This window comes from Candidatus Frankia alpina, from assembly GCF_902806485.1.
Lineage (GTDB): Bacteria > Actinomycetota > Actinomycetes > Frankiales > Frankiaceae > Frankia > Frankia alpina.
Genome location: NZ_CADCWT010000349.1, coordinates 1 through 3,835 on the forward strand (window position 1 = coordinate 1; position 3,835 = coordinate 3,835).

The window sequence follows — 3,835 nt, forward strand, 5'->3', positions numbered from 1 at the left end:
GGAGTCGGCGCCGCGGCGAAGTCGTCATGGCTTTACACCATCACACACATGATTTTTTATGCGACGAGGTTCGGCGCTCGCGAGGTCTCCTGGCCGGCTGCCTTCCCCGCTCCGATAGGCTGTGTTCTCGGTTCGTGTGCCGCGGCGCGTCTGGCCACTCGTGACTATGACATCGCCGCCGAACTCCTGGCCAGCATGGCGTGGTCCGGTTCCGGTATCTCCGCCGCTTTCCTGACCGGAGTCTCTGCGCTGGCCGCGATTGCGCAGGAGCAAGGCAGCGTACCCGTGCGGCCGCCATCCGCCGACGGCGCCGAACCAGGGTCCCGGTCCGGGCTCGGGTTCAAGGACAGGTACCACGCGACCATCGTCACGCTCGCCGTTCTCGCGGAGGGTGAACTGGCGACGGGAACCAGGGCCCAGGGCAGCGAAAGATGACACCGTGGCGCTGAGGCAGGGTGTTCCCGACCTCCGAGACAGCACCGTGAGGGTCGGCAAGTGTGGTTCGTTACGCCGATTCATCTAGTTCCGCGTTGGGAAGCCGAGCGACGGCGGGCTGGGGTGCGGCCCAGTCGATCCGGTCAGTTCCGAAACACCGCCACCGACTCCGGCACGATCCGCACGACCACCCGGGGCAGGCCGTCCGCCGGCTGATTGGGCTTGCCGAGATACTTGCGGCCGAGCTCGGCAGCGCCCTCCCGGATCACCTTCGCGGTGCCCCGGATCTCCGCCGAGAAGTACGGGTTCGCCGCGTCGAAGATGGAGACGCTGATCCGGGGGTCACGGCTGAGGTTGCGTTCCTTCGTCCGCCCGGCGAGGGTGAAAAACAGCAGCTCGTCGCCGTCCCTCTTGATCCATACCACGGAGGATCGTGGAGTTCCGTCGGGGTCGACCGTCGCCACGACCGGGAAGTTCCGACCGTCGAACAACGCACGAACTTGCTGGTCAAGCACGGCCATCGAGCTGATCCCACCTGTCGTCGCCAACCCGTCCGGACACGGCATTATCGCGCAGGCCACCGATCGTCGGCCCCGCACTCGCCGGGCATACCTGCCGGTTGACCACGCCTGGTTCGGCGGCTTCGACCGGGCAGAGGCGGGCGGCGAGGCTCACAGGGATCACACAGGGGTGGCACAGGGTCCGCGCAGGCGCGAGGCCGACCTTGAGGGCATGACACTCCGGTTGATTCCCGACGCCGCCCGGGCCGTGCCGTCACGGCCGAACTCCTCGATCTCGCCGACCCGGCCGTCCGCTGGACATGCCGACCGGGGTGGCGGATCCGACCAACCGGTGATGGGACGGCGTCCGTCGCCGCGCCGGGCGGATCATCCGGTCCTGGACATGGTGGTGCCGGTCTACAACGAGGAGCGGGATCTCGGGCCGTCCATCCGGCGGCTGCACGCCTTTCTCCTCGAACGGTTCCCGTACCCGTTCCGGATCACGATCGCGGACAACGCCAGCACGGACGGGACCCTGCCGCTGGCCCGCGCCCTGGCCGCCGAGCTGCCCGGCGTCGCCGTCGACCACCTCGAGCTCAAGGGGCGGGGACGGGCGCTGCACGCGGTGTGGTCCGCCTCGGACGCCGACGTCCTCGCCTACACCGACGTCGATCTGTCGACCGATCTGAGCGCCTTGCTCCCCCTGGTCGCGCCACTGATCTCCGGGCATTCCGACGTCGCCGTCGGCAGCCGGTTGAGTCGCGGGGCACGGGTGGTGCGCGGGCCGAAACGGGAGATCATCTCTCGTTGCTACAACCTGCTGCTGCGCTGGCTGCTACGGGTGCGGTTCCGCGACGCTCAGTGCGGCTTCAAGGCGATCCGCGCCGACGTCGCCGCGCACCTGCTGCCGCACGTCGCCGACACCGGCTGGTTCTTCGACACCGAGCTGCTCGTCCTGGCCGAACGCTGCGGGCTGCGGGTGCACGAGGTGCCGGTGGACTGGGTGGACGATCCGGACAGCAGCGTCGACATCGTCGCCACCGCGCTGGCCGACCTGCGGGGCATCGTGCGGGTCCGCCGCGCGATCGCCAGCGGCACCGTGCCCGTCGCGCACCTGCGCTCCTGGGTCGGCCGCGGCCCGCTCGACCGGGGTTCCACCGCACCGCTCACCGACCAGCCGCCCTACCCGGACGTCACCCCGAAGCACCAGCCCAGCCAGCACGACCAGCACGACCGCACCACTCCCCCGGCCGCCGATCGGGCGACCGCCTCGGCTGGCGCCGGCACCCCGCGCTGAACCCGCTCGCGCCCCCGCACATCTCCCGCGTTGAACGTCGGCCGCAGTACCGGCGGCGCGACCGACCTCAACCTGGCCCGCCCGGGACGGTTTCCTTGCCTATCCAGAGGCTTTCGCGTCCGTTTCGTCCCTCTGGAAAGGCAAGGAAGTTCGTCGGGAGGCGACGCGTACCCGCGACAGACTCTGGAGTTTGCTCGATGACGACCACCGCATCCGATGTCGACCAGTCCGACACGATCCGGCTCACCCCGCGGCCGGGCTCGACCGGCGGGCGATGGGCCGAACCGCCGCCGCCTCCGCCGCCGGGCAGGGGGCACGGGCGGCTGGCCCGGGGGCCGGCCGGTGATCCGGTGTGGGTCCGGCCGGCGCTGCTGGGCCTGCTCGCCGGGACGGCGCTGCTCTACCTGTGGAATCTCAGCGCGTCCGGCTACGGCAACAGCTTCTACGCGGCGGCGACCCAGGCGGGATCGCAGAGCTGGAAGGCGCTGCTGTTCGGCTCGCTGGACGCCGGCAACGCGATCACCGTCGACAAGCCGCCAGCGTCGCTGTGGATCTCCGGACTGTCCGCGCGGGTCTTCGGCTTCTCGTCCTGGTCCGTGCTCACCCCGCAGGCGATCGAGGGCGTCGCGGCCGTCGGGCTACTGTACGCGACGGTCCGGCGCAACGCCGGCGCCGCCGCCGGGCTGCTCGCGGGCGCCGCGTTCGCGCTGACTCCGGTCGCCGCGCTGATGTTCCGCTTCAACAACCCGGACGCCCTGCTGACGCTGCTCCTCGTCGCCGCGGCCTACTGCACGGTCCGGGTAACCGAGCGGGCCAGCGCCCGCTGGCTGATGCTCGCCGGAACCTGCATCGGCTTCGGCTTCCTCACCAAGCTGGCGCAGGCGCTGCTGGCCGTCCCGGGGCTCGGCCTAGCATATCTGATCGCCGCGCCGACGGGGCTACGGCGCCGGGTGGTGCACCTGGCCGGCGCGGCCGGGGCGATCGTCGTCTCGGCCGGGTGGTACGTCGTCCTGGTCGACCTGTGGCCGGCCTCGTCCCGCCCCTACATCGGCGGTTCCACCGACAACAGCCTGCTGCAGTTGGCGCTGGGCTACAACGGTCTCGGCCGCATCTTCGGCTCCTCTGGCAGCGGGGCCGGCGGTGGCGGGATGGGCGGTGGGGCGAACACCGGCTTCGGTGGCGCGACCGGGATCACCCGGCTGTTCGGAGCGAGCATGGGCTCGGAGATCTCCTGGCTGCTCCCCGCGGCCCTGCTCGTGCTGGTCGTCGGACTGTGGCGGACCAGGCGGGCACCCCGCACCGATCCGGCGCGGGCCGCGCTGGTGCTGTGGGGCGGCTGGCTCGTCGTCAGCGGTCTGGTGTTCAGCTTCATGAACGGGATCATCCATCCCTACTACACCGTCGCCCTGGCGCCGGCGATCGCCGCGCTCGTCGCCGCCGGTGGGACCTCGCTGTGGCGCGACCGTGCCCAGCTCCCGGCGCGGGCGTCGCTCGCCGCCATAATCGCGCTGACCGGCGCCTGGAGCTTCGTGCTGCTCGACCGGGTGCCCACCTGGCTGCCCGCCCTGCGCTGGGTCGTGCTCATCGTCGCGTTGGCCCTGGC

General features: G+C 71.1%; 4 protein-coding genes. 3 read left to right on the plus strand and 1 reads right to left on the minus strand.

Features of this window, described 5'->3' with window-relative positions; translation table 11 throughout:
• Positions 1 to 435, plus strand: a 435-nt coding sequence (locus tag G6R25_RS25590) for a DUF6895 family protein (protein WP_205447364.1), incomplete at its 5' end; no start/stop codon positions are given.
• A gap of 143 nt (positions 436 to 578) precedes the next feature.
• Here the strand turns inward: G6R25_RS25590 and G6R25_RS22380 are convergent.
• Positions 579 to 956: a PPOX class F420-dependent oxidoreductase gene (locus tag G6R25_RS22380; protein WP_136449376.1), complete on the minus strand. Its 378-nt coding sequence runs from the start codon at positions 954 to 956 to the stop codon at positions 579 to 581.
• 211 nt (positions 957 to 1,167) lie between these two features.
• Between G6R25_RS22380 and G6R25_RS22385 the strand changes: the two genes are divergently transcribed.
• Together G6R25_RS22385 and G6R25_RS22390 are read left to right on the plus strand one after the other, a co-directional pair.
• Positions 1,168 to 2,232 carry a dolichyl-phosphate beta-glucosyltransferase gene (locus G6R25_RS22385; RefSeq protein ID WP_163554469.1) on the plus strand — a complete coding sequence of 355 codons (1,065 nt, stop codon included), beginning with the start codon at positions 1,168 to 1,170 and terminating at the stop codon, positions 2,230 to 2,232.
• Between the two features lie 197 nt (positions 2,233 to 2,429).
• The coding region (locus G6R25_RS22390) for a glycosyltransferase family 39 protein (protein ID WP_163554470.1) at positions 2,430 to 3,835 on the plus strand (1,406 nt) is incomplete at its 3' end.

Coding starts and splice junctions, on each gene's coding strand:
- G6R25_RS22380 (WP_136449376.1), bottom strand. CDS start 956: ATGGCCGTGCTTGACCAGCAAGTTCGTGCGTTGTTCGACGGTCGGAAC.
- G6R25_RS22385 (WP_163554469.1), top strand. CDS start 1,168: ATGACACTCCGGTTGATTCCCGACGCCGCCCGGGCCGTGCCGTCACGG.